19 protein-coding genes are annotated in these 24,097 nt (G+C 61.7%); 5 read left to right on the top strand and 14 right to left on the bottom strand.

From position 1 onward, the window contains the following. Positions 1–13: 13 nt before the first annotated feature. The 10 genes from accC to VLE48_02100 all read right to left on the bottom strand — a co-directional run bounded on the left by accC (position 14) and on the right by VLE48_02100 (position 11,415). Complete coding sequence (gene accC / locus VLE48_02145) at positions 14–1,381, bottom strand: acetyl-CoA carboxylase biotin carboxylase subunit (protein HSA91785.1); 1,368 nt, start codon at positions 1,379–1,381, stop codon at positions 14–16. A 21-nt stretch (positions 1,382–1,402) separates the two neighbouring features. Then, complete coding sequence (gene accB / locus VLE48_02140) at positions 1,403–1,891, bottom strand: acetyl-CoA carboxylase biotin carboxyl carrier protein (GenBank protein ID HSA91784.1); 489 nt, start codon at positions 1,889–1,891, stop codon at positions 1,403–1,405. 16 nt (positions 1,892–1,907) lie between these two features. Beyond that, positions 1,908–2,984 carry a Xaa-Pro peptidase family protein gene (locus tag VLE48_02135; protein HSA91783.1) on the bottom strand — a complete coding sequence of 359 codons (1,077 nt, stop codon included), beginning with the start codon at positions 2,982–2,984 and terminating at the stop codon, positions 1,908–1,910. A gap of 85 nt (positions 2,985–3,069) precedes the next feature. Then, on the bottom strand, positions 3,070–5,481 hold the full coding sequence (gene pilQ, locus VLE48_02130; GenBank protein HSA91782.1) for a type IV pilus secretin PilQ: 2,412 nt from the start codon (positions 5,479–5,481) through the stop codon (positions 3,070–3,072). 101 nt (positions 5,482–5,582) lie between these two features. Continuing rightward, positions 5,583–6,053, bottom strand: coding sequence for a hypothetical protein (locus VLE48_02125; GenBank protein HSA91781.1), 471 nt, complete (start codon positions 6,051–6,053; stop codon positions 5,583–5,585). Positions 6,054–6,063: 10 nt separating this feature from the next. After that, a complete protein-coding gene (gene pilO, locus VLE48_02120) occupies positions 6,064–6,705 on the bottom strand; it encodes a type 4a pilus biogenesis protein PilO (protein ID HSA91780.1) in 642 nt (213 codons plus the stop codon). Further along, positions 6,702–7,310, bottom strand: coding sequence for a PilN domain-containing protein (locus tag VLE48_02115; GenBank protein HSA91779.1), 609 nt, complete (start codon positions 7,308–7,310; stop codon positions 6,702–6,704). Before VLE48_02115 ends, pilO begins: the two co-directional genes overlap by 4 nt. Beyond that, positions 7,307–8,356 (bottom strand): type IV pilus assembly protein PilM, encoded by a 1,050-nt coding sequence (pilM, locus tag VLE48_02110; GenBank protein HSA91778.1) that lies wholly within the window; start codon positions 8,354–8,356, stop codon positions 7,307–7,309. The genes VLE48_02115 and pilM overlap by 4 nt, the downstream gene beginning before the upstream one ends. Before the next feature lie 9 nt (positions 8,357–8,365). Then, on the bottom strand, positions 8,366–8,596 hold the full coding sequence (locus VLE48_02105) for a helix-turn-helix domain-containing protein (protein HSA91777.1): 231 nt from the start codon (positions 8,594–8,596) through the stop codon (positions 8,366–8,368). 344 nt (positions 8,597–8,940) lie between these two features. Continuing rightward, complete coding sequence (locus tag VLE48_02100) at positions 8,941–11,415, bottom strand: Rne/Rng family ribonuclease (GenBank protein HSA91776.1); 2,475 nt, start codon at positions 11,413–11,415, stop codon at positions 8,941–8,943. A 766-nt stretch (positions 11,416–12,181) separates the two neighbouring features. On the opposite strand from VLE48_02100, the gene VLE48_02095 reads away from it, so the two are divergent. Next, a complete protein-coding gene (locus VLE48_02095; GenBank protein HSA91775.1) occupies positions 12,182–13,126 on the top strand; it encodes a hypothetical protein in 945 nt (314 codons plus the stop codon). Between the two features lie 95 nt (positions 13,127–13,221). Further along, a complete protein-coding gene (locus VLE48_02090; protein ID HSA91774.1) occupies positions 13,222–16,410 on the top strand; it encodes a hypothetical protein in 3,189 nt (1,062 codons plus the stop codon). A 34-nt stretch (positions 16,411–16,444) separates the two neighbouring features. Here the strand turns inward: VLE48_02090 and VLE48_02085 are convergent, their stop codons facing one another. Beyond that, positions 16,445–17,857, bottom strand: coding sequence for a sigma-54 dependent transcriptional regulator (locus VLE48_02085; protein HSA91773.1), 1,413 nt, complete (start codon positions 17,855–17,857; stop codon positions 16,445–16,447). Then, positions 17,854–18,792 (bottom strand): HAMP domain-containing sensor histidine kinase, encoded by a 939-nt coding sequence (locus tag VLE48_02080; protein ID HSA91772.1) that lies wholly within the window; start codon positions 18,790–18,792, stop codon positions 17,854–17,856. Before VLE48_02080 ends, VLE48_02085 begins: the two co-directional genes overlap by 4 nt. A 344-nt stretch (positions 18,793–19,136) precedes the next feature. Here VLE48_02080 and VLE48_02075 point away from each other — a divergent pair, with 344 nt between their 5' ends. Together VLE48_02075 and VLE48_02070 are read left to right on the top strand one after the other, a co-directional pair. Further along, positions 19,137–19,475 (top strand): PilZ domain-containing protein, encoded by a 339-nt coding sequence (locus tag VLE48_02075; protein HSA91771.1) that lies wholly within the window; start codon positions 19,137–19,139, stop codon positions 19,473–19,475. Positions 19,476–19,685: 210 nt separating this feature from the next. Next, the gene (locus VLE48_02070; GenBank protein HSA91770.1) at positions 19,686–20,732 is read left to right on the top strand and encodes a sigma 54-interacting transcriptional regulator; all 1,047 of its coding nucleotides are present in this window, start codon (positions 19,686–19,688) and stop codon (positions 20,730–20,732) included. Positions 20,733–20,745: 13 nt separating this feature from the next. On the opposite strand, the gene VLE48_02065 is transcribed toward VLE48_02070, so the two are convergent. Next, a complete protein-coding gene (locus VLE48_02065; GenBank protein ID HSA91769.1) occupies positions 20,746–21,663 on the bottom strand; it encodes an XrtA system polysaccharide deacetylase in 918 nt (305 codons plus the stop codon). Between the two features lie 147 nt (positions 21,664–21,810). Here VLE48_02065 and VLE48_02060 point away from each other — a divergent pair, with 147 nt between their 5' ends. Continuing rightward, positions 21,811–23,478 carry a S8 family peptidase gene (locus VLE48_02060; protein HSA91768.1) on the top strand — a complete coding sequence of 556 codons (1,668 nt, stop codon included), beginning with the start codon at positions 21,811–21,813 and terminating at the stop codon, positions 23,476–23,478. On the opposite strand, the gene VLE48_02055 is transcribed toward VLE48_02060, so the two are convergent. Beyond that, positions 23,475–24,097: tetratricopeptide repeat protein (locus VLE48_02055; GenBank protein ID HSA91767.1), on the bottom strand; the 623-nt coding region annotated here is incomplete at its 5' end. The genes VLE48_02060 and VLE48_02055 overlap by 4 nt on opposite strands.

Genomic DNA, 24,097 nt, shown 5'->3' with positions numbered 1-24,097 from the left:
GGAGAATGGCCTCTCAAAGGCCCTTTTTCTTGGTCCCCTGGGGATGATTCAATCGTTCCATGAACGTGGTGTCGAAGCGGCCGGCCAGGAAATCGGGGTTGGCCACGATTCTGCGATGCAGAGGGATGGTGGTGCGGATGCCCTCGACAATGAACATCTCCAAGGCCCGGGTCATGCGGGAAACGGCTTCCTGCCTATCCTTGCCGTGGGTGATCAGCTTGGCGATGAGGGAGTCATAGTAGGGAGGGATGACCGCCTCAGCATAGGCAGCGGTATCGACGCGCACGCCGGTTCCGCCGGGGGTATGGAAGGCGGTGATCTTTCCCGCCGAAGGCCGAAACGTATCCGGGTCTTCGGCATTGATGCGGCACTCGAGGGCGTGGCCGCGTTGCTCGATGTCTCCGTGCAGAACGTTCTCCATAGTCTCGCCGGCAGCCAGCAGGATCTGGCTCTTGACGAGGTCAAATCCGGTGACCATTTCCGTCACCGGGTGCTCCACCTGGATGCGAGTGTTCATCTCGATGAAGTAGAGCTTGCGGTCCTCGTCCATGAGGAATTCCACGGTACCCGCGTTGCGGTACCCGATGGCGGAGAGTGCTGCACATAGCTTCTCACTCACCTCCAGCCGCAGCTCGGGGTTCACCATGACGGAAGGGGATTCCTCCAGCAGCTTTTGATGGCGGCGCTGGATGGAGCACTCGCGTTCGCCCAGGCTGACCACGCGGCCCCGGCTATCTGCCAGCACCTGGAACTCGATGTGCCGGGGACGCTCGATAAACTTTTCCAGGTAGAGGTCGCCGTTGCCGAAAGCGGCCGCGGCTTCGGCCTGGGCCTGGGCAAAGAGGGCGGGCAGAACATCGGCGTCACGAATGACGCGCATGCCGCGTCCGCCGCCGCCCGCGGAAGCTTTCACAATCACCGGATACCCGACTTCCCGCGCCCACTCCAGCGCTTCCCCGTCGGATTGCACCACGCCCTCAGAGCCGGGCAGGATGGGCACGCCCGCCTTTTTCATGGCGACTCGGGCTCGCTCCTTCTCCCCCATGAGGCGGATAATCTCGGGTGGAGGCCCGATGAAGCGAATATGCGAGCTTTCGCAGACTTCGGCGAAGTTGGCGTTTTCGCTCAGGAACCCGTAGCCGGGATGGATGGCCTCGACGTTGGCGATCTCAGCCGCACTGATCACGGCGGGAATGTGCAGGTAGCTCTCACTGGAGCGTGCCGGGCCGATACAGATGGCCTCATCGGCAAAGCGCACCGGCAGCGAGTTCCGATCGGCCTCGCTGTAGATGGCCACGGTGCGGATGCCCAGCTCCTTGCAGGCGCAGATGACGCGCAGCGCAATCTCTCCGCGGTTGGCAATCAGGACCTTCTTGAACATCGGGAACCTTCAGTGCGGATCTCAGGCACTCGACCGTAAGCCAAACAGGGGCTGGCCGTATTCGACAGGCTGTCCGTTGGAGACGAACTTCTTGGCGATTTCGCCGGCACCGTCGGACTCGATCTCATTCATGAGTTTCATGGCCTCGATGATGCAGAGTACCTGGCCAGCGACCACAGTGTCTCCCACCTTCACAAAGGGCGGCGCTCCGGGCGAAGGAGACTCATAGAAAGTACCCACGATGGGTGAGCGGACGAGGTGCAGACCGGACTCCTCCGCGGTTTCCCGGGCAGCCGGGGTTGCCGGAATCGCGGGTGAGACGGGAGGAGCAGCCGGTTGGGGCACGGAAGGAGCGGCATGCACGGGCGTCACATGAACGTAGGGCGGACTGCCAGGTTGCTCGGAGGCGCGCTTGATGCGCACCTTGACATCGCCGCGCTCCAACTCGAACTCAGCGATGTCCTTCTCGATGAGGAATTCGATGAGCTCTTTCAGTTCCCTTTGGTTCATGGTGTGATGGGCCGCGCTACAGCTCGATCAACTCCCTTGGAACGTGGGTGAGCACCTCGCAGCCCTGCTCCGTGACCAAGACCATATCCTCGATCCGTACCCCTCCGCGTCGCGGCACGTACACACCGGGCTCGATCGTGACCACCATGCCGGGCACCAGAAGCTCTTGTTCTCCCCTGGCCAGCCGGGGAGGTTCGTGAATCTCCAATCCGACCCCATGCCCCGTCGAGTGGGTGAAGTATCCAGCCAGTCCCGCCCTGGTGAGAATCCGGCGGGCGGCCCGGTCCACTTCCCCCACCGGGGTTCCCGGCCGGACCGTGGCCACGGCCTCTGACTGGGCTTGGCGAACAGCCTCGTGCATCCTGCGGGCCCCCCTCGGAACCCGGCCCAGGTACAGAGTGCGGGTCATGTCCGAGCAATAACCGGCGAGTATAACACCGAAGTCGAGTATCAAAAACCCAGCATTTGGAATAGGTTGCGAGGAAGCCTTGCCGTGGGGCAGCGCCGAGCGGGCGCCCGAAGCCACAATGGTTTCGAAGGACATGCCTTCCGCTCCCCGGCGGCGAGCGGCGAACTCGAGTTCGGCGGCAACTTCCACCTCCAACCTGCCAGGACGAATCCGGGGCAGTAGCCCTTGGAAGAGCCGGCTGCCCAGCCTAGCCGCGGCACGAAGATGCTCTACCTCTTGAGGCTCTTTGATCATCCGCAGCCGCTCTACGATGCCCGTCAGAGGCCGTAGGCGGCTTTTGGCGGGCAGGGCGGCCCTGAGAACCCCCTGGCCTTGCAGCGTCAGGTGGTCAGCTTCCACAGCGATGCAGCGCGCCTTGCGGCGGGCGAGCCAGCGTCCGGCAGCCTGCAAGGCTGATGCCCGGGTGATGACTGTTCTGGCCCCTCGCACTTCCTGGGCAGCCTGTTCCGCATAGCGACCGTCGGTGAAGAGCGCAACCTGCCCGGGAGTGGCCGCCAGCACCCCCGAGCTCCCGGTGAAGCCGCAGAGGTAGCGGACGTTGGGCAGGTGAGTGACCAGCACGGCGTCGAACCCTTGCCGCTGGATGCGCTCCTGGAGGCGTGATTGGCGGGTCGTGTGGTTCATGCACGGTTACGGCGTTCCATCTTACTGGCAAAAAAGGCGAGCCCCCAGATGGTCTGGGGGCTCAATTCCAACCGCGGGTTAGCGGCTACGTCTGAATGATCTTCGGAGTGATGAAGAAGATGAGCTCTTGCGTCGAGGTAGAAACCGAGCGGCGCTTAAAGAGCTCTCCGAAGATCGGGATGTTGCCCAGCAAGGGCACCTGGAAAACGTTGATGGAGTTCTGGGTCTGGATCACGCCGCCAATCACCACCGTGCCGCCATCGGTGATCAGCACCTGGGTGGTGGCCTGGGAGGTGAGCAGGGTGGGATTGCCGCTGACCGTCCGGCTGAAGTCGGGCGTGGTGTTTTCCACGTCCACGTTCAGGAAGATGGTGTTCTCCACGGTGATCTGCGGTGTGACCGTCAGCCGCAGGAACGCATCCACGTAGGTGACCGTGGGCGGACCACCCAACTGGGCGGCGGTAACCACGGGCACGCGGACACCCTGCTTGACAAAGGCCTGGATGTTGTTCTGGGTGACCACGCGCGGGCGGGACAGAATCTTCAGCAGGCCGCGGGACTCCGCCATGGTGAGGATGGCGTCCACCCGGTAGTTCTGGCTGGCGTTGCTGAAGCTGATGCCGCTGGTGGGCCCCAATGCCGGCAGGTTGGAAAAGAGCGGGATGGCGTTGCCGATGGTGAAGTACAGGGGGTTGCTGACAGCTACGTTGAGGGGACTGGTGCCGACACTGCCAGCGCCTCCAACCCCGGTGGGGTTGTTGCCCCAACCGAAACCGATCTGCATGCCGATGTCGCGCGCAAAGTTGCGCGTCGCAGCAACCACGCGGGCTTCGATCTCAACCTCCTGGGTCTTGCGATCCAGCTCCTTAATCAACCGGTCCACCGTGGGGATAACCGCCGGGACGTCCTCAATGATCAGGGCGTTAGTGCGCTGATCAGCGATCACATCACCCCGCTGGGTAAGGAACTTCTTGATGGTCGGCGTGACGTCGGCCGCGCGAGCATAACTAAGGAAGCGCGTGACCGTGACTTTGGGCACGGCCAGCATCTGGGCCTCCTGCTGCGCCTTGCGCGAGTCGGCTTCCTTCTTGAGGGTGTCCAGGGTGGCGATCCGCAGGACGTTGCCGTCGAGCTCGCACTCCATGTTGTTATTCTTGAGCACGATGGCCAGTGCCTGGTCCCACGGAACGTCGTCCAGGACGACGGTTACGGATCCCTTGACGGCCGGATCCAGAACGACGTTCAGGCCGCTGATCTCATGGATGAGGCGGAAGAAATCCTTCAAATCCGCGTCCTTGAGGTTGAGGGAGATGGGTTCGCCGGTATAGCGGGCCTGGCGGACGCACGAGGTCCCACTGGTTGCCGATGCGCCGGCCTGGGACATCTGCTGTTGCTGCATCAGAGCCAGGTTCACCGCCGGCTGTGCGGCCAAGGAGCCGCTGGCTGGGGTTACGGCGTTGCTGAAAGCAATGGGTTCCGGTGGAGAACCAAACTTCGCGGCCGCCTGTTGCACACGCGCAGAGGTCTCATTGGCCTGATCAGTCTGGGCTTCCGGCTTGGGTTCAAACTTGGGTTCGACAAAGACCACTTCCTGGGCGGTTTGCGGCGCGGTTTCTGCCGAGGGAACCGGTGACGGTCGGTCCCCGCTGGCAACCGTTACCGGAGCGGTCTGGGCGGTTTGCGGAGCTTCCGGCTTGTCCGCCGGAGATTCCAAAACCGGGCGCAGCTTCACCAGCAGGCGATTGCCCCGCGTCTGAAGTTCGTAGTCGTGGGCGGCCGCCAGGTCCAGAACCACGCGGGTGACCGGAGGCTCGGACTTGAAGCGACCCATGCGCACCGAGCGGACGTCGGCCGCATTCACGGCGATCTGCCGGGAGTTACGGGTGGCAACGGTATTGGGCAGATCGATGACGAGGCGGTCCGGACCGCGGAGCTTCATGGCCTTGGGCGCCAGGGGTGCGTTGGCCACAATCTCCACCTGGGTACCTTCGCTGCTCTGCGCGACCTGGATATCCTGCAGGGTGACGGTTGCACCCGGCTGGCTCTTGGGAGCGATCTCTTCGGCTCTGACCGGGGCTTGCGCCGGACGCGCTTTGGTCTCTTCCGCGAACCCCGTCACGCGCACTTGCAGCGTGTTGCCCGCCTCGTTCACGGCCACGCCGGCGGCAGGCATCAGAGTCATTTCGACACGCGCCACCTCGACGCCGGTGCTGCTTCGGAAGCCGACCACGCGATAGGCGGTGACACCGGGCACCTGGAGGGTGTGCGTCTTGCCGTCCATGTGCTCTGCCGAAACACCCGCCAGATCGACCAGCAAGAGGTTCTCTGCCGGCCGATACTCGGTGTGGGTGAAGGCGCCGTTCGCGCGGATGGTCACGATGGTGGCGTTGCCCTGGGTGGCGGCGCTCACCTCCGTCAGCTGCGACGCGGCGGCCGCTGCCACGGTGCTCAACAGCAGCAGCGACCCGAGAATTGTCAGCACTCGCACTCGACTCATGTTCTCTCTCCTCACGGCCACGGCCAATCGCCCGTGGCGTGTGCAAAACGATTGCGGATTAAGCATCGCTCCAGCTTCCGCAGCCGGAGCCAACAGCCGTTCTAGACCGCAGACGTCACCACGCGCTTGACGATGTCGCGCGTCGCAGTGCGCCCCTTGCTGTCCATCATGTTCTCGCGGAAGATTATCGAGTCTCCCGTGATCTTTAGAACGTAGCCATTCAGCACCGGCTCGTTCTCCCGCAGGAAATACGTCTTGTTCTCGCGCGTGACCACCATGGCAATCATGCCGTCCGGTGTTTTGGCAACTCCCTTAAGCTCCACCTGGTCTGCCACCAGGCAGCGCTTACCAGAGGGACAGGCCGGTATCGCGCCGCCACTCGGGCCCGGGGCCACGATGCTTACAAACGGATCGCGACGACCGGCCGAGCCCTTGGGAGCGCCCGCGGGTGCCTTGACAGCGGGCGCCGCAGCGGTCGGCTCAGCAGCTCTCGCGCCCTGCGGAGGGGCAGATTGCTGCGCCCACGCCAAACCGGCTGCCAGGACCAACATCGAAATGCGCTTGGCGTTCATGTGCTTCTCCCTATCTCCTCGGCGGTGCGCCCGGCTGCTGGCCTGGAGGCCCGGCAGCGCCCGGGGCGGCACCTGCTTGCCCTTCCGGACTGAAGAAGGTCACTGCCTGGCACAGAGCTACCACACTCTCGCTCGGCCCGTAGGTGTAGTTCTTCTTCAACCCTTTGATATTCCTCCTGTCGGCCACCCCTGCCAACTGCAGGTTGGTGATGTTGACGATGCGCTCCAGCCGGCCCACGCGGTCAAAGAAATTGAGCATTTGGTAGTACTGGCCATCCAGCTCCACCTCGAAGGGAACCTCGGAATAGAACTCGCGCGTGACCAGGGGCTGGGCCGTGTAGCGTCGCACGGTGATGCCCGCTTCCTGCGCTTTGTCTTCGAGAAGATGGATGAAACTTTCCACTTCCTTCTTGTCCGGCACGATGGCCGCCATCTGCTGCAGTTGCTGCTGCAGCTTGGCGATGTTGTCATCCAGCTCCCGCTCCTTGTCGCGGAGCTGGTTCAGGCTGGCGATCTGCTGGTTCTTGGCATCCAAAGCCGCCTGCGCCTGGTCGTTGGCTTGCTGCTGGGGCTGCCACACGAAGTACCAGGCAGCTCCGGTGACCAACGCGACCACCACGATCATGATCAGGTACTGTCTGCCAGCGCTCATGACTGTGCCCCCGGTCGCTTCTTGTTACACGTCAAGGTGAACTGGAAGATGGCCCGCTCCTTTGCCCTGTCATCCTGCACAGTTTCCTTGAGCTCGATGCTGTCGAACAGATTGGCCCTTTTCAGGTTCTCCATCAGGGTGGCCACCGCGTCATGGCTCAAGGCCGAGCCATCAATTGCAATGCTGTTGCCCTCGTCCTTCAGGCTGATCAGCCAGACGGCTTCGGTGGTGTTGACGGTGCTTCCGATGATGTCGAGAAGATTGACCGGGCCAGCCTGGTTGCTGCGGAGCTGATCGATTAATTGGACACGGTTCTGATAGTTCTGCAGCAGCTTGCTCTTTTGTTCCACCCGCGTCTGGATGGCCTTCAAGTCCGCCAGCTTGCGGTCGGCCTCCTGGGTCTCCTTCTCGATCCTTCCCGCTTCCCGGTCGAGCCAGAAGAACCAGCCCCCATTCAGCACGATGAGCAGCACGGCCCCGATGACGATAACAACCGTACGGCTGGGGCCTTCGGCCCCTGCGAATTCGGGCACGGCTGCTGCCGCCGCGGCGCCGCGGCGGCCCTTTTTCGCTTTCGCCACTGCCTGCAGATTGATGCGGATCATAGGTTCTCAAAGCTCCTCAGGGCCAGGCCCACCGCAACGGCGAACTGGGCCGCGTTCTGCTCGATCAGCTCGGAGCCTCCCGAGTAGCCGATCTTCTGGAACGGGTTGAGGATCTCGACCGGCAGCGAGAACTCCTGGCGCAGGGCCTCGGTCAGCCCCGGCACCTTGGAGGAGCCGCCGGCCATGTAAATACGCTCGATGTGTTCGCCCGAAGCCGTGGCCCGGAAGAAATCGAACGTCTTCTGAATTTCCAGCACGATGATCTCGGTGACCTGTTGCAGGATCGGTGCCTTGGAGTCCTCGCTGACCGTCCCCACCTTGCGGCCCAACTTGAACGACTCGGCATCGTCGAAGCTCAGATCGAGTTCCTTTTGCAAAGCGTCGGTGTACTGAATCCCTCCCACGCTGACGTCGCGGGTAAACAACGGGGTATTTCCTTTGACGATGTTGATGTTCATCACGCTGGCGCCCAGATTGAGCAGGGCGACGGTGGAGCCCGGCGACGGGTCGTAGTTGTACTCGTAGCAGTTCTGCAAGGCGAAGGCATCGATGTCCACAACCACCGGATTCTTGCTCGCCATGGCCAGCACGTTGGTGTAGCTCAGGATCTTGTCCTTCTTGACGGCCACCAAGAGCACGTCCATGTAGGGGCTGGCGGGGTCCTCCGACAGCACCTGGTAGTCGATCTTGACGTCGGCGATATCGAAGGGGATGTGCTGGGCGGCCTCGGTGTTGATGTTCTCAGCCAGTTCCGCGTCAGCCATGGCGCGCATGGAGATCTTCTTCACAATGACAGAATGCCCACTCACCGCGGTGGCCACGTTCTTGGCCTTGATCTGGGCGTCGGTAAATACCTTGGTGATGGCGCTGGTCACGCTCGGACCATCGACAATGGCTCCGTCCACCACCATGTCCTGGCCCAAGGGCTCCATGCCGAGGTGCGCCACTTGCACCTCTCCCCGGGCGCGCTTCAGCTCCACCGCCTTGATGGAACTGGATCCGATATCGAGGCCGACTATGGTTTTCGATCCGCCGAGTCCGAACATGGTTCCGCCTCAATCTCCTGCCACACGGGCTGACTTGGGTTTCTTCTTCATTCGCCCTTCGCTCATGGCGCTCTTTTTTTCCATCCAGGAATCCAGGATGGTCTTCTTGAACTTCCAGCGGTTGCCCAGCTTGAAAGCCGGAATCTTCTCCTCGTACACGTACTTGTAAAGCGTGTCCGGGCTCACGCCCAGGTATTGCGACGCCTGCCGGATGTTCATCACTTCACGCGGATCGGCCATACTCGCGACGCCCTTTCCACAGATGTCGCTCCCCACAACAGGGAGGGCCTTCCAGGCCGGGCCTGAGGAGGACAGTTCCTCTACTTTCTCGGGGGGACTACTCTCGGTGCCGCGAGTTATACCAGCGTTACTACCCGTCCTGTCAAGTTATGAATTTGGTTATTTCGGTTTTCTTTGGCCTTTCGGGCAGGTTTCTTGGGAAGGCGGACAGGGGACCTCGGTGCGGGATTCAAGATGTGGCAGCGGATGACGGGTCCGCCACAATATGCTGTGGTGTTAATGAAGAGGGTTCGATTGGACTTCTGGAGCAGCCGAGGGGCCTAACCGAGCGCCCCCCTTGACTCTTAATTGATGTCGAACTGCTCCTGGTGAATCGCCGGGTCGGCCTTGACAATGATGGTCCGGCCGGTGAGTTCTTCCATCTCCTGCAGCAACCGGGCTCCACCGGCCTTCAGCGCCTTGGCTACGTCAGGGTGCACTCTCAGCATCACATCCGGGCGCTCAAAATGCTGCGCCATCTTCCGCATCTCCACGTAGATCTCATTGCAGACCGTGGGCACGGACTTGATCAAGCCGGTTCCCGTGCAGTAGTTGCAAGGCATACCGAGAGTGCGCTCCAGCGACTGCTTGACCCGCTTGCGGGTAATGGCCACCAGGCCGAAATCGTTGAACTGCAGGACCTTGGAGGGCGCGCGGTCGTGACGGAGGGCTTCTTCCAGGGCCTGCATAACTTTCTGCCGGTTGCGGCGCTCGTCCATGTCGATGAAATCGATGACGATGATGCCGCCCAAGTCCCGCAAGCGCACCTGGCGCACGATTTCCTTGATGGCCTCAATGTTGGTCTTGACGATGGTGTCTTCCAGGCGGGCCGTCTTGCCGACATACTTGCCGGTGTTGATATCGACGGCTACTAATGCCTCGGTCTGGTTAATCACGATATAGCCGCCGCTCTTGAGCCAGACCTTGGACTTGAGCGCTTTATTGATTTCCTCCTGAATGTTGAACTGCTCGAACAAAGGGGTTTCCTTGGCGTAGAGCTTTACGCGCTTCACCAAAGCCGGCTGGAAGCGATTCACGAAGCGGAGCACGCGCTCATACTCGGCCTCACTATCCACCCAGATGTGCGAGAAGGTCTCCGTTACCTGATCGCGCAAGATGCGCTCGACGACATTAAGATCGTGGTAAATGAGCGCGGGAGCCTTGCCGGCTTCGGCGCGATTGCGAATCTCGTTCCAAAGGTTGATGAGGAAGCGGATATCGGCCCGCAAGTCCTCTTCACTAGCGCCGCCCGCGGCGGTGCGCACAATGAACCCTCCGTGAGCCCCGTTGCGCTCGCTGCTCAGGATCCGCTTCAGACGCTGGCGCTCCTCCTCGGAAACGATCTTGCGGGAGACGCCGATGTGGTCCACGGTGGGCATGTATACGAGGAACCGTCCCGGCAAGGCGATATGGCTGGTGATACGCGCCCCCTTCTTGCCCATGGGCTCCTTGGCGATCTGCACCAGGATTTCCTGGCCTTCCTTCAGCAGATCGGTGATCAAACGGTGCGGCCCCCGCTGAATGTTGCGGCGGGACGTGCCCCGCCCGCCCCGACGGCCGCGGCGGCGACCTAACCCAGGCTGCTCTGCCCTCTCGGTGCGCTGCTGAAAGGCGGCGGTCGGCGCAGGCCCACGGAGTTCGGCGTGGCCGGCCAAAGCCGTGTCTTCCTCCAGTTCATCGGCCTCTTCCTTGGCCTCCGCAATCAGTTCTGCCTCGGCGCCCTCGGCGGACGGCTGGAGTTCGGCTTCCTCCTCCTCCAACTCCTCTCGATCGACTTCTGCCGGGACGTAACCTGGCGCCTCAGACTCATAATCGCCAGTAGCACTGCGCTCGATGCGAGACTCCTCGACAGCCTCCAGAATCTCTTGGCCAGTGGAGCTCTCGAGTGTCTGTTCCTCCAAATCCTCGAATACGATTTCGTCGTCTTCCGCCGCCGCCAGGGCGGGCACATCCGTCTCTTCCTCGTCGATCTCCTCCTCTTCGACCAAATCCGGATTCCAGGGAAGAATGGGAGCAGCAGGTGCATCCGGCTTGGCTTCTTGCGATTCCGCCGGCGTCTCCAGGGCTTCGACCGCCGCTGAGGTGTCTTCGGCTGGCCAATGGCTCGGGTGCGCGGACTCTTCGTAGCCGCCGGTAATCTCGAATCCGCCGGGCGGCGCTGAAGCCTCGGCAGGTTCCGCGGGGGCGGAGAAACCCAGCTCGGCAGCCGGTGAAATCGGCTCAACCGTCGGGTGCTGGTCTGCCAGACGCCGATATTTGGAGATGGACTCACCCGGCAGAACGATGGGCTGGTAGGCGGGCGGAGTGGTCGAAGCAGGAACCTGGGGCCGCGGGGCCTGTTCGCGACCGAAGTCTCGACCGCGGCGGCCGCGGCGACGGCGACCGCGCCAGCGCCTCGAGCCGGCCTCCGACTCGGCCGGCGCACTGACCGGGGGCGGGGTCGGGGTCGGAACCTCACCGCTTTCCGGACGTCCGGCCGGTTCGACCTGCCGCCCCTGAAGCTTACCGACTTCCTCCTCGGCCTGGGTGACGACGGCGTCGTACTCCTCCTGGTCTTCGAAGAAATCGGAAACGTAGAGGAAAGCATCGCGTTCCAGCCCGATATCCACGAAGGCCGACTGCATTCCGGGCAGGACCCTGGTTACACGCCCTTTGTAAATGGAACCCGCGAGGGTGTACTCGTTCTCGCGCTCGAAATAGATTTCGGCGAGCAAATCATCTTCGATGATGGCCACCTTGGTCTCATGTGGCGTCGAAGACACGAACAATTCTTTCGACATGCATTCTCCGGTCGACCCGCCGCCCCTAGAGGACGGCGAGACGTACCAAGCAGCAGACAGCAGGCGGAGGCAGGAATCGAACGCAACGATGGGAGGGGCGGCGGTGTGAAACCCGCGCGGCTCCTCGACAGGCAGGATGCTGGAATTTGCGAACCTCTAGAATCTTCGCACCTTGGCGGCGCACCGGGCTTGTGGCCGCCCACTCCGCAATTGCAGCGGAGGCGGCCGTTCCCTACCCGGCGGCTCGTGCCTGGTTGTTCAATCCTGAATCCGGCTAGTTTGTCCCTGCCGGCGTAAGCCCTTTTATCGTCAGGGCCTGACGAAACTTGGTTCCCCACGATGGGGAGGCAATGCCATCCATTTTCGGATGCCTTTGCGAAACGAGATCTTGGGGTGCCGCGGTAACGCAATCCACATCGCGGCGCACACTGCCCGTCCGCAGTATAGCGCAGTCCCCAGGTTGATTCCTACAGTGAATTCCAGCCGACCCAGCAGGCTCCGAGCTTCGGGGTTGACTCGAGCACTAGGCCGCACTATGATTCAGTCCCCTGTCCGTCCGGGATCCTCCCCCGAGAGAAGTGAGTTCGCGATGAGCCCAGTCAAGTTATTTGCGAAACTGCCTTTTTCTTGTGTTTTGCTACTCGTTCTCATCGCTGAGTCCGGCGTTTGCCGCGCAAGCGACGTCACGAGGAAGGGGCAGCCTGAACCTGTTACGACCGGACCAGCAGCCGCATCCGCGAAGGCGCACCAGTGGCTGGAGTCCCAAATGGTTTCCAGCGGTCTGGTGGACAGCTACCGGGACAAGAGCGACATTTGCTATTCCTACGATCAGGCGGTAGCGGCGATGGCCTTTGTCGCGCGAGGCGACTTTGTGAACGCGCGGCGCGTCTTCAGCGCTTTGGCGAATCTGCAGAATGCAGACGGCTCCTGGAACCACTCCTACGCCTGCAAGACGGGGGCCGTCCTGGGGGCCCAGCGCTATGTGGGGTCGAACGCCTGGATCGTGCTGGCCATCGCCCATTACGAGAAGCGCAGCGGCGACACGGTCACTTATCACGTCATGGGGGAGAGTGCCGTGAACTGGATGCGGCTTTTCCAGCAGGGCGACGGCGGCCTGAACGGCGGGTATGACGCCAACGGCGCCTTCATCAACTGGGCATCGACCGAACACAACGAAGACTCCTACGGTGGCCTGAACCACTTCGCGTACCCGTCGGATGGGGCGGAGGTGAAGTCCTTCCTGGATAACGTGGTGTGGAACACGGCCCAATCCCGCTGGAACCAGGGACGGAACGATCCTCTTGATCCGCTGGACGTGAATCCGTTGGGCGTGCAGGCACTGGGAACGAGCGGGGTGCGGCCCTATGTGCTCAGTCTGAACTATGCCTACAGCCATCATCGCAATGTGCAGACCTGGGGAAAGGGACGCACCCGCATCCAGATCGATGGGTTTGACTTCAATAGTGACCACAACGACATATGGGTGGAAGGCACGGCGCAAATGGCCAAGACGCTGTTCCTGAGTGGGTCCACCAATGACGGTAGTTACTTCCTCGATCAAATCATCCGGACACAGTCCAGCAGTGGCGGGCTGCCCTACTCCGTCAAGGGAACGTTCAACGGCGACTTCACGATGTCGAAGAATGAGGCCGTAGCCAGCACCGGTTGGCTGATCCTGGCGATCGAGAACATCAACCCGCTAAAGCCCTGACGGATTCCGACACCGTCCGGCTATCCCACCTTGGAAAAGCAAGCGAATTGGTGTACACCAGTTCGCTTGGCCTCAGCTTTCTGCAGGAGACAAACATGATCAGGCTTCGCTACCTCCTCGCTACGACTGCGACTCTCGTACTCATGGCATCGACATACTTTGCACCGGACCTACGGGCCCAAACGGGTGACGCCGCGCGGGCGGCCAAGGACGAAAAAGAACCTGCGGGGATGCGCTATCGCGTCGTCGGGCCCTTCCGTGGCGGCCGCTCCCTGACCGGAGTGGGGATTCCGGGCAACCCCAACGTTTACTACTTCGGGGCGACCGGAGGCGGGGTGTGGAAGTCCACGGACGGGGCCACCACCTGGTCGTCGGTGTTCGACCAGGAAGGAACTTCCGCTATCGGCGCCATGGCGGTCGCCCCGTCCGATCCCAACATCGTGTATGTCGGCACAGGTGAAGCCTGCATCCGCGGCAACATTTCACACGGGGACGGCGTGTACAAGTCGCTGGACGGCGGCAAGACCTGGAAGAACGTCGGGTTGCGCGACACCCGCGCCATCGGCAAGCTGATCATTCACCCCAGGAATCCCGACATCGTGTTGGTGGCCGCGCTGGGCCATCCTTTCGGCTCCAACGAAGAGCGCGGCATCTTTCGCACCACCGACGGCGGCAAGACCTGGCAGAAGGTGCTGTACAAGGATCCCGACACCGGCGGCATTGACGTGGCTTTCGACCCGCACAATGCCAACATCGTATTTGCCTCCCTATGGCAGGCCCGTCGCACTCCTTGGAGCCTGAGCAGCGGCGGTCCGGGCGGGGGCTTCTACCGCTCCGATGACGGTGGAAGCACCTGGAAGGAAGTGCAGGACGAACACCTGCCCAAGAAGCCTTACGGGAAAATCGGGGTTGCCGTGGCGGCCAACTCGGAGCGCGTGTATGCGCTCATCGAAGCGGAGGAAGGCGGCCTCTACCGCTCGGACGACGGCGGCCACACCTGGCAACTGGTCAGCGGCGACCGGCGGCTGCGCCAGCGGGCCTGGTACTACATGCACGTGATCGCCGATCCGCAGGATGCGGATACCGTGTATGTGCTGAACGTCGATTTTCACAAGTCCACGGACGGCGGGCGCACGTTCAACAAGATCACCACGCCGCACGGCGACTATCACGGCCTGTGGATCGACCCGCTCAATCCTCAGCGGATGCTATCGCTGGACGATGGCGGGGCCACGGTGACGCTGGATGGCGGAAAGACCTGGACCTCCCAGGAGAATCAGCCCACCGCCCAGATCTACCACGTCAGCACGGACGACCGCTTTCCTTACTATCTCTACGGAGGGCAGCAGGACAACACGTCACTGGCCATCGCCAGCCGCGGCGAGAGCGGCAATATCGAGCGTTCGGACTGGTACCCGGTCGCGGGCGGAGAAGCGGGGTACATCGTCGCCTATCCGCCTGACCCGCTGATCACTTACGGTGGCGAGTATCAAGGTCAGATCAGCCGTCACGACAAGCGTACGGGGCAGGTGAAATCGATTTCCGTGCAGCCCATCATCAGCGACGCCATGGGGGCGGGAGCGCTTGAGCATCGCTTCCAGTGGACCGCGCCGATCCTCATTTCACGCCACGATCCCAACGTGATCTACCACGCGGGCGAGCGACTGTTCAAAAGCAGCGATGGCGGGATGCACTGGGAAGCCATAAGCCCCGACCTGACGCGCGACGACAAGTCCAAGCAGCAGATTTCGGGCGGCCCCATCACCAAGGACGACACCGGCACCGAGTACTACGACACGATCTTCGCCGTAGCCGAATCCGCTCTGCAGAAGGACCTGATCTGGGCGGGCAGCGACGATGGTCTGTTGCACGTCACGCGCGATGGCGGGAAGAACTGGCAAAACATCACGCCTAAGGAGCTGCCGGAATGGAGCCGCGTCAGCCAGATAGACGCGTCTCCACATGATCCCGGCAGCGCCTATGTAGCCATCGATCGCCATCAGCTGGACGACCTCAAGCCCTACATCTATAAGACGCACGACTACGGCAAGAACTGGACCCTGGCGGTCAAGGGTATCCCTGAAGGTTCGTTCGTCCGCGCCGTACGAGAGGATCCTGCGCGCAAAGGCCTGCTCTATGCGGGAACGGAAACCGGTGTGTTCGTCTCCTACGACGACGGCGCCAGCTGGGAATCGTTGCAGCTAAACCTGCCCACAACACCGGTGCACGACCTGCTGGTCAAGGGCGATGATCTGGTACTGGCCACGCATGGCCGCGGGTTCTGGATCCTCGACGATCTGAGTCCAGCCCGGCAGCATGCGGACGAGATCTCCAAGAAGGACTTCCACCTGTATGCGCCCGCCACGGCCATCCGCACCCACAACGTGAGGAACCCTGAGAAACCGGTGCGCGTCGGGGAAAACCCGCCCGCTGGAGCCGTGATCTACTACGAGGTCAAAGCCGTACCTAAGGAAATCAGCATCGAGATCCTCGATGAAAAGGGCCAGCGGGTGCGGCAAGTGACCGGCAAGGACGTGGCCGACCTGAGCGAGCCTCAGGATCCTGAGGACGAAAAGCCGAAGAGGAAGCTGCAGGCCAAGGCTGGCTTGAACCGATTCGTGTGGGACCTGCGCTACGATCCGGTCGCGCGGCCGCACGAATATTATCTCTACTTCTACCAAGACGGCCTGGAGGGTCCGCTGGCACTACCGGGCCGCTACCAGGTCAAGCTCACCGTGGATGGCAAGTCGGAGGTCCGGAATCTCGAACTGAAGCTGGATCCACGCGTCAAGGCGAGTCAAGAAGACCTGGAGAAGCAGTTCGCCCTGCTGATGGACATCCGCCGGGAACTCGCTCGCGTGTACGAGGCAACCACCCAGATTCGCAACCTGCGCGAGCAGTTGAAGGCGGTGTGCGACCGTCTACCGCAGACCGCAGACCTCGATCCGGTGCAGAGCTCTTGCCGCGCACTCGACCAGAAGAGCGCGGCAGTGCTCGAGGAGTTCATCCAGCCCAAGATCCGGGCCAACGAGGATTCCCTGCAATTTCCTCTGATGCTGGACGGTCAGTATTCCGGACTTGCGATCTACGTGGGCTCGGGCACCGATTCGGCGCCTACCGCAGCCGCCTATCGTCGTTTCCAAGAGCTGAAACAGCGAACGGACCAGCAGGTGGCGGCGTGGAAGCAGATCGTGGACACGGATCTCCGGGGTTTCCAGAAACTGGCGGGAGAGCACGATCTGCACGTGGTCTTCTTACCCCAGCAACTCACTGCAGCCCCGTAAGGCAGGGGAACGACCTCCAAGGGTCGCCGATTGGCTAGGCTAAGGGACGCAGAGCGCGGCTTCCGTTGGCAGCTCGCTCCTCGATGCCGTACTGGCGAATCTTGTAGAGCAGCGCCTTGTAGCTGATTCTGAGCAGTCGGGCCGCGTCCTTGCGGTTCCAGTTGGTCTGCTCCAGCGCGCGCGTGATGGCCTCGGTTTCCGCTTCGTCCTTGACGCCCCGGACCAGTTGCTTGAGGTCGTTGGGAGCCGACGCCGGCTTCTCCGTCTCTTCCATCTGCGCGTGGCTCATCAGCTCGTGAATGGCGGCGGCTTCGTCCTGGATGATGAGGAAACGCTTGACGAAGTTCCCCAGCTCGCGGACGTTGCCAGGCCATTGATATTTCATGCAGGCGTCGAGCAGGGCCGAAGAAAGAGGCAGCGGCGGCCGCGCGTAGCGCTCCGACAGCCGGGCCATGAAGTGCTTGAGCAGCAGGGGGATCTCGTCGCGCCGCTCGCGCAGCGGAGGCAGTCGGAGAGTGAACGCGTTCAAGCGATAGTACAAATCTTCGCGCAGCTTGCGGGCGGCGATGGCGGCCTGCACGTCCACGTTGGTAGCCGCGATCACCCGCACATCGACCTTCACCGTGGTGCGGCTGCCGAGTCGTGAGAAGCGCTGATCCTGCAACACGTGCAGCAGCTTGGCCTGCAGGGAAACCGGCATCTCGCCGATCTCGTCCAGAAGAATGGTGCCCTTGTCGGCCAGCTCGAACTTGCCCGGCTTGGAGCGCTGCGCACCAGTGAACGCGCCCGGCTCATAGCCGAAGAGCTCGCTCTCCAACAGGTCCGCAGGCAAGGCCGCGCAATTCACCTTGAGGAACGGTCGCTGGGCACGAGCTGACATGCGGTGAATCAGCCGGGCGACCACCTCCTTGCCCGTACCGCTCTCCCCCAGCATCAGGACCGGGATGTCCACATTGGCCACCATAGCGGCCTGGGCCCGAAGCTTGCGCATGGTATCGCTGGCGGCCAGGAAGAACTGGTCATCGCCCAGTTCGTCGATGTCGCCAGGCACCACCGGCTTGCGCTCGCGGACGGCCTTGGCTTCCAGGGAATGGCGGATGACGTTGGCCAGCTCATTGCGCTGAAAAGGCTTGGTCAGGTAGTCGAGGGCGCCCAAGCGCATCGCCTGCACCACCTTGCGGGTATCGTTCACGCAGGAGAGAACAATGACCTTGGTACCGGGACGGACCTGGCGAATCTGCTCCAGTGTCTCGAGGCCGTCCATCTTGGGCATGAGCATGTCCAGCAGGACGAGCGACGGCGCCGGTTCCTCGCCCACCCGCTTGACGGCATCCGGACCGTTGGAGACGGTCTCCACCTTGTAGGACTCCACTTCCAGCAAGGTGCGCACGTAGCCCAGCATACTGGGCTCGTCATCCACCACCAGAATCATAGGATTGTTCTTCATGGTTTTCCCAGTTCCTGACCTGTACCATCCTGCGGCTTCAGCGGCAGCAGGAAACGAAACTTGCTGCCAAAGCCGGGCTCGCTCTCTACCCAGATCTTTCCGCCGTGGGCATGCACGATACGGCGAGCGATGGCTAGCCCCAAGCCCATGCCCCGACCTCGGTCGTCACTTTCAGTGAGCTTGAAGAAGTCGTCAAACACTTCCTGGTGATACTCCGGGGCAATGCCAACGCCGGTGTCGGAAACGGTCACGCGGGCGGAGTTCGTATTCATCGCCGGCCGGGTGCGGCGGTTGGCCGCCGAGTCCTCTTCACGGCTGCGACGCTCCCAAAAGTACGGCTCGGTTGCCACCCAGACGGTTCCGCCTTCGCGCGTGAACTTGAGCGCGTTCTGCAAGAGGTTGGAGACCACGTGCTGAATCTTGTACTGGTCGAACTCGAAGGCCGGAAGGTCGTCGCAGGGAACCAGAAACAGCGCCACGCCCTTTTCCTTGAAGCGTGCCAGCCAGAACCCGCTGACTTCGGAAATACATGCGTTCAGATCCGCCACCTCGGCGCGCAGGTCCAGCCTGCCCGTTTCCATCGCGCTGTAGGTAAGGAAATCCTTGATGAAGTGCTCCAGCCGCTGGCTGCTCGACTGCATTTCGCCCAAAATCTGCCGCTGGCGCTCGTTCAGCGCTCCCAGCTTCTCGCTGAGCAGGACATCGGTGTAGCCCGACATCACCGCCAGGGGAGTACGCAATTCGTGAGCGGCGGAGGCCAAAGCTAGCGCACTTTGGCGAATCCGGTCGTGCAGCTGGCCGTAGGCGCGCAGCAGTTCGTCCATGTACATCTGGCGAACCCGACGATGCGTCTCAGACTGCGACGCCCCGGACTCTTCCCCAAGCTCGCGCATTGCGGCGATGGAGGCACCGAGCCCGTCGGTCTCGCTAGGCATATGAAAAACCCGGTCGGATCTAGCCGGTGGGGGGCGGGAACAGACCCGAACCTTGCAACAACAGGGGGAGTATGCGTAATGCTACGTTCGGGTTAGCTGGTTGTCAAGGCGAAAACGCAAGCTTGTACCAGAAAACGGAAAAACCTTGCGCTACGAATCGGTAGGCCAGCCCGTGGCTACGGTCCAGGCCATGGCTAACTTGCGGATTCCTCAGCCCCAAACTTGGCATTAGAGGGGCTTGGGTTTGGCAATTCATGTGCGAAGGTAAGTGTCTGACTGTGTAGCAACTTAGGGCACGTCCGCCGGCAGCAGACAGTCGGCAAGCCGAGTTCGAGGAAGAACAAGTGCAAAAGGGCAATGGATTCTTTGCCGGTCCGGAGAGGCGTAACTACGAGCGGCTGCCGGTCCCACTGCCTATCTTCGTGCGCGGCGTAGATGCAAACGGTAAGGACTTCCTGGAGTTTGCGACAGCGCTAAACATCAGTGCTGGAGGGGCTTTGGTCGCCGTGCGACGCTACATGCCGCAGTCTTCGAACATCTCCCTTGAAATCCCGTCAGCGCCTCCACAGCAGATTCAAACTACGGTCAACTCCAGTCGAAATCTTCACGCGCAGGTAATCAGGGTAACCAATTCGGATCGCTGCGACTACTGGGCGTTGCAATTCAGCCAACCCCTGGTCTGAGTCTCTCCGAAGGAACCTATCTTCCCCTGGGTGAAAGTCTTTTCCATCGCTCGGTGTCGATTGTGACGTCCCTAGGTGTAAGGTCGGATTCAAAGCGAAATCACAACTGCCTGAAAACAATCCGTTTACTTTCACCGCAACGGCTGCAACCCAAGATAGTGCAAAAATGGTGCGTGGAGTGCAGAAGAAATCGCATCCCCACGCCTCACCATGTCTAATGTGAGCTCCAGCCCGCTGAACTCCAGCCTTGACGGGACGCCGCCGGACGAGCTGGTCTTTGGGACTACGCCGACCATGCGCATGGTGCGCGACCGGCTAGACAAGATGGCCAAGGCTCAGGTCCCGGTATTGATTGAGGGCGAGAGCGGCACCGGCAAGGAGATCATTGCACGCCTCATCCACACCCGTTCGGACTGGGCTTACGGGCCGTTCGTGAAGGTCAATTGTCCGGCCATCCCCGGGACGCTGCTGGAAAGTGAACTGTTCGGCTACGAGAAAGGCGCGTTCACCGGGGCCTATGGCGCCAAGCCGGGCCGGGTGGAGATGGCGAATCGCGGTTCGCTGTTCATGGATGAGATTTCCGAGCTGGATCCCAGCCTGCAGGCCAAGCTGCTGCAGCTGCTGCAGGACGGCCAGTTCTGCCGAATCGGCTCGCAGGCGGACACGCGAGTGGAAGTTCGGTTTATCTGCGCCACCAACCGCGACCTGGGAAGAGAAATCGAGGCGGGTACCTTCCGGCAAGACCTTTTCTATCGCATCAACGTGGTGAACCTGCACCTGCCACCGCTGCGAGAGCGCCGCGAGGACATCCCGCGGCTCGTCGACTACTTCCTGGAAGTCTATAACCGCAGGTTCAACCGCGCGGCGCGGCCCCTCTCGCCGGACCTCATGCACATGCTGGTGGACTACCACTGGCCGGGCAACATTCGTGAGCTGGAGAACCTGGTGAAACGGTACGTCATCCTGGAGTCGGAGGATTCCGTCACCAGTGAACTCTCGGTTCGGCCGCAGGAAGCCGTGCCGGCTGATTTTTCCGTCAGTGGGCCCATCTCGCTGAAGAAGGTCACGCGCCAAGCCACCCGCGATCTGGAACGGAAGATCATCCTGAAGGTGCTACAAGAACACAACTGGAACCGGAAGCAGGCGGCGCGTCACCTGAACATCAGCTATCGCGCCTTGCTCTACAAGATCCGCGACGCCGGGCTGCCTTCCAGCCGGTCGCGCATGCCGGACGCCGCTGAACCCGCTGCCGACTAGCCCGCGCCGTAGCTCACGGCGCGGAGTGGAATCGACCTCCCCCGCCAATCTCCGCCGGCGTGAAGGTAGGCATGCTTGGGGAACCCTTCTGTTGGTCGAGAAGCTGACGCAGGGTGACGAACTTGCGGTCCTGCATCAATCCCCGCAGGCGGGCTTCCATCTTTTCCAGATTGCGATAGTGGCGGAAGCGTGACTTCCAGCTTCCAGGAAGCCTGGGTTGGGACGGGTCCAGTTCCCAAGGATGAAAGTAGATGACCGCCGGCCGCTGTTCCCGTTGGGCCTGACGCATGGCCCAGCGAGTGAACCACATCGGCAGAATGCGCAGGTAACCGCCGCCGCCGGCCGCCAGATTGAACCCGAGAAAATGCAGTGTCAAAGGCGGAATCTCATAAAGTTCCCGTCCATCGTTGCATTGCCAGCGATACACCGCCCTGGGGGCATCGGGGACGCCGTAGAGATCGTGGCGGACCGGAAAGACGCTGGAGTCATAGTGAAATCCTTCTTCCGCCAAGATCTCCAGGGCCCACAGCGACTCACGTGTCATGGAAAACGTTGGGGCCCGGTAGCCGCTGACCTTCACCCCGGCGGCACTCTCCACCGCGGCCTTCGACCGGCGCAAATCGTCGCGGAACTGTTCCGGGGTCATGGTGTTGACCCGCTTGTGCCAGTAACCATGACAGGCCACCTCATGCCCGGCCTCGGCGATGCGTCGAACGAGCTCGGGCGAGCGCTCGGCAACATATCCCAGGATGAAGAACGTGGCCTTCCGGCCGCTGGAGGCCAGAAGATCGAGGACGCGTTCGGTGTTCTGAGCTACGCGGCTGGGAAAGGCGGACCACATCTCGGGGCTTATGCGATCCGCAAAAGCCTCGACCTGAAAGTGCTCTTCCACGTCCACGCTCAACGCATTCAGGTCGTCGGTTTCGTTCATAGCTGTGAGCCACCCAGTGTAAACGGCGCTGAGCCTCCGTATCCCGTATACCTTTAGTAAATAATTGTTTTGGCACTAAAGTGCGGTTCTTGTTTGCATTCTCTATAACTCCGGTACATTGGTGGTTGGCGATTCTCTGTCGACGATATGTTCATGCGCGACAGAGTGAAAATCTTGAGTTTTGCCCTGGCGATTCTGACCGCCGGGGCGCTTCCCTCCCCTGCCCAGGAGGCCACTGAGTACGTGGGTGGCCGTCAAGCGGCGGCGAACCAGGTCGTAGTGAAACTTCGCAGTGGCAGCCGACTATCCGTTGCCAAGCTCCGAAGACTGTATGACCTGGACCGCATGCGCCGCATCGGCAACTCCGAAGTGTACGTCCTCCATTCGCGCAGCCGGAGCGCCGGAGCCATGTTGCGAAGCTTGGGGAGCCGCCAAGATGTAGCTTATGTTGAACCGGATTACCTCTTGCACGCCACCAGTCTGCCCAACGACCCCCGGTTCGGGGAACAGTGGGCCTTGCAGAACAATGGCCAGAGCATCCTGGGAAGCCCGGGCACTCCAGGAGCCGACATCGGCGCAGTCTACGCTTGGGATGTGACCACCGGCGCAGGGGGTCCGGTCGTAGCCCTCCTAGACACAGGAGTGGATGCTACGCACCCAGACCTGGCGGCGAACATCTGGTCAGCGTCGGCAGAATTCAGCGTCAAGATCGGCAACCGGACCCTTACCTGCGCCCAAGGTTCCCACGGCTTCGACGCCATCCGCAACACCTGCGATCCGGTGGATGACAACGGCCACGGTACCCTGGTCGCGGGCATCATCGGAGCGGTGGGCCACAACGGCGAAGGCGTGAGTGGAGTGAACCAACAGGCCAGCATGCTACCGGTAAAGTTTCTGAATTCCCGCGGCACCGGAACCACGTCCAACTTCGTCAATGCGATTGACTTCCTCATCCAGGTGAAACAGATGGGTGTGGCAAATGTGCGTGTCATCTCCAACAGTTGGGGAGGGAATTCCAATTCGAGGGCCATGATGGATGCCGTATCCCGGGCCTTGGAGAACGACATCCTGTTCGTCTCGGCAGCCGGGAATCTTTCCGAAAATACCGACACAAGTCCTTTCTATCCAGCGAGCCTACCCTTGCCCAACGTGCTCGCGGTGACGGCGACGGATCATCACGATCAGCTAATGTCCTCGGCCAACGTGGGCCCCAACAGCGTCCACGTGGGAGCGCCAGGTGCCTTTATTCTCTCGACCATTCCCGGGGGCGACTACGATTACTCCAGCGGCACATCGATGGCAGCGGCCTATGCGGCGGGTACCGCAACCCTTATGCTGGCCGGCTGCCCGGACCTGAACGCGTTGGACGCGCGCACGGTACTCGTAGAGTCGGCTCAGCCAACGGCCTCTCTGACTGGTCAGACCATCTCTGGAGGTCGTGTACACGCGGATAACGCCATCAAGAAATGCAATGTTCCGGCATTCACGATGTCCACGACGCCAGCGACCGTAGAGATTGCCCAGGGCGGAACGGCCTCGATCACTGTCCAGATCGCCCCGACTGGAGGGTTCTCAGACACGGTCTTTCTTGGGGTGAGCGGAGGCTATCCCGAAGCCCTGTTCAGCTATGTTTCCGGCGTGGTAACGCCACCCGCGAGCGACACGCTGACCATCCGGAATACACTCAACATTCCCCTGGGCACCTATCTGTTTTCTATCACTGGCACGGCCGGTGACGTCGTGCGCACAGCTCCGCTCTGGGTGGTGATAACGCGGGCGGTAAAGGGGAACCCACAATCTTCCCCGGGGCATTAGCCCTTGCTCAGATCCTCAAGGGCTTTGCGGATCTCGCCGGCCCGCGCCTGGCGGGTGTCCAAGCGCAGTGCCTTTTCCAAGAAAGTGCGAGCACGTGCCTTATCGCCTAGCTTTCCGTAGGCCATTCCTAGGTGAAAGTTGTACTCGACGTTGTCCGGAGAAGTCTTGACGGCACCCTCAAGCAGATCCACGGCGGAGCGATACGTTCCCTTTTGATAATAGGCCCAAGCCAGGGTGTCGGCAGACACGGGTGAGTCAGGCATGCCCCGCCGCGCAATCTGGGCAAGTGAAAGGGCCACGTCGATGTCACGCCCCTGCTCAAGCAGCAAATACGCAAGATTGTTGGCTGCCATGGGGTTCTCCGGCTGCGCGCTCAGCGCCTTGCGATACAGCTCCTCTGCACGCGCCGCATTATTCCGGTGCTGCTCCAGGGATCCCAGAAGGACATACGCGCGGGCATCGCGGGGATTGGCCTCGATGTATCGCTGGTAGCTCGCCATGGCCTTGTCCGTTTCGCCGCGGGCAAGCTGAAGGCCGGCCAGAGTCTGCAACGCCTCCAGACTGTTGCGGTTGAGTTCCAGCGCCTTTTGCAGGGCCGCTTCCGCCTCTGCCAGGTTCC

Source organism: Terriglobales bacterium, from assembly GCA_035454605.1.
Taxonomy (GTDB): domain Bacteria; phylum Acidobacteriota; class Terriglobia; order Terriglobales; family Acidobacteriaceae; genus DATMAB01.
The sequence above is the reverse complement of the archived record's forward strand: the minus strand, read 5'-3'. Positions and strand labels throughout refer to the sequence as shown.